The sequence below is a fragment of the Roseomonas sp. TAS13 genome (assembly GCF_001950415.1).
In the GTDB taxonomy this organism is placed as follows: Bacteria; Pseudomonadota; Alphaproteobacteria; order Acetobacterales; family Acetobacteraceae; genus Roseomonas; species Roseomonas mucosa.
The window spans coordinates 1-2113 of record NZ_BDLP01000549.1 but is presented as its reverse complement, the minus strand read 5'-3'; the positions used below and the strand labels follow the sequence as shown (position 1 = coordinate 2113).

The 2113-nt window shown below is 70.9% G+C and carries 2 protein-coding genes; one reads left to right on the top strand and one right to left on the bottom strand.

All coding sequences use genetic code 11. The annotated features are described in order from the left end of the window. Positions 1–543 precede the first annotated feature (543 nt). Complete coding sequence (locus ROTAS13_RS23450) at positions 544–1533, bottom strand: aldo/keto reductase (RefSeq protein WP_075823577.1); 990 nt, start codon at positions 1531–1533, stop codon at positions 544–546. Positions 1534–1697: 164 nt separating this feature from the next. Between ROTAS13_RS23450 and ROTAS13_RS23445 the strand changes: the two genes are divergently transcribed. After that, complete coding sequence (locus tag ROTAS13_RS23445) at positions 1698–1976, top strand: CBU_0592 family membrane protein (protein WP_019463038.1); 279 nt, start codon at positions 1698–1700, stop codon at positions 1974–1976. Positions 1977–2113: the final 137 nt, after the last annotated feature.

The window sequence follows — 2113 nt, the reverse complement described above, 5'->3', positions numbered from 1 at the left end:
CGCCTTACGGTGGAGCTGTGCGTAGATGTGATCAAGAGACAGCCCGCGCCAGGGTCAGGGCGATGGCCCGCCCCATGCCGCGGCTCGCGCCGCACACGATCGCCTGCTTGTCCTTGAGCCCGAGATCCACGCCAGTCCTACCTCCAGCCCTGTCCAGGGGCGGGAGGTTAGCGCGCGATCACGGCTGCGGGAAAACCCCGTGGCTCGTTTCCTCCGGCCCCCGGGGGAGAGGCGTTGCCTCTCGCCCCGGACCCCCTCTCCACCAGGACGCTGCGCGCCCTGGACCCGATGAGTCGGCTTCGGGCGGTTGCCGTCAGCCCCACGGCTTCATCCGGAAGTGCGGCGGGCGAGCGGGGGACCAGGAAAGGAATACCATGCCCGCGCCCATGGCACCCGCCATCGCCGGAGAGCCAGCGAAAGGGAGTTCCAGGGACCTCAGGATCCTGGCGGATGAGGCTCGGGGGGCGAAGCACTGCTTCGGTGCCGAAGGCCGGCGGCGCCTTCCCCCAGGGCCACGGGCGTGCCGGAAAGGCCGTGGCTGGACTATCCACCCGGAACGGGCGCCGCTTCGGGAAGGACTCCCTCCTGCTTCAACGCCTGCCAGAAACCGGCCGGGATCGGCTGGCGCATCAGCTCCACATTCTCCCGCACACGCTGCGGGTTCTTGGTGCCGGGGATCACGGAGCAGACCACCGACGGCGCGGCGCAGAACTGCAGCGCGGCGGCACGCAGGTCCACGCCGTGCTGCTTCGCGATGGCGGCGAGGCGGTCGCGCGCGGCGACCTTCTCGGCGGAAGCCTCCTGGTACTCGAAGTTCCGGCCGCCGGCGATCAGGCCGGAATTGTACGGGCCGCCCACCACCACATGCGCGCCCCGTTCGGCGCAGCGGGGGAAAAGCTCCTCCAGCGCCGGCTGGTTCAGCAGGCTGTAGCGGCCGGCGAGCAGGAAGACATCCGGATCGGCCTGCTCCAGCGCCATGACGCAGGGTTCGACCCGGTTCACCCCCAGGCCCCAGGCGCGAATCACCCCTTCCTCCCGCAGCTTCGTCAGCGCCACGGCGGCGCCCTTCATCGCGGTATCGAAGACCTCGTGCCAGCGCGGCCCGTGCGCGTCCTCGGCGCAGTCATGGATATAGGCCACGTCGATGCGGGCCAGGCCCAGGCGCTGCAGGCTGTCCTCGATGGAGCGGCGGACGTCGTCGGCGGTGTAGTCGTAGTCCACCCGGAAGGGCAGGCCGGCGACAAAGGGCCCGTGCTGCCCGCCCTTGCCGGCATCGGCCCGCAGCAGCCGCCCGACCTTGGTGGAAAGCACGAACTCGTCGCGCGGCCGGTTGCGCAGGAACTCCCCGAATCGGTGCTCGGAAATGCCGGGCCCGTATTCCGGCGCGGTGTCGAAGTAGCGGATGCCGCAGTCCCAGGCCGCCTGGAGCGTGGCGGCGGCATCGGCATCGGAGACACGCTCGAACATGTTGCCCAGGGGGGCGCCGCCGAAGCCAAGGGGACCGGGCGGGGCATAGTGCTGGCGGGCGGGCATGGGAGACCTCCTTCGGCGGGTTGCACCAGGGGCAGGACGCCGCAGCGGACACGGAGTTGCTCCCGAACTCGTCCTGGGAGCCATGCCCGGGATGGGCGGCGGGCTGCACGGCGATCCATCCTTGTTGTAGAGGACGCCGGATGCGAGGCGGATGACGGGGCGGGATGGCGGAGCTTCTGCAACGGCTGACCCTGGTGGATCTGGTGGGCTCCATCGGGACGCTGATGGTGGTGACGGCCTATTTCCTGACCCAGGCCCGCCTGCTGGCCGCGACCGGCCTGGCCTTCCCGCTCGTCAACCTCTGCGGCTCGGGACTGATCGCCCTGTCCCTGTCGCGGAACTTCAACCTCGCCTCGGCGCTGATGGAGTTCTTCTGGATCGGCATCAGCCTGCTCGGCATCGTCCAGGCCCTGCGGGAACGGGGCCGGCGCGAGCCTTCCTGAAGGCGCCGCGCGGCGCCCCGGTCCCCGTCACCCCGGCCCGCGCACCCAGTCCAGCAGCGGCCGCCACAGCGCCGTTTCCGCCGTGCGCCCGGCGACCATGCCGATATGTCCTGCCGCCGCCTCGTGCCGCACGGCGC

Coding starts and splice junctions, on each gene's coding strand:
- ROTAS13_RS23445 (WP_019463038.1), top strand. CDS start 1,698: ATGGCGGAGCTTCTGCAACGGCTGACCCTGGTGGATCTGGTGGGCTCC.
- ROTAS13_RS23450 (WP_075823577.1), bottom strand. CDS start 1,533: ATGCCCGCCCGCCAGCACTATGCCCCGCCCGGTCCCCTTGGCTTCGGC.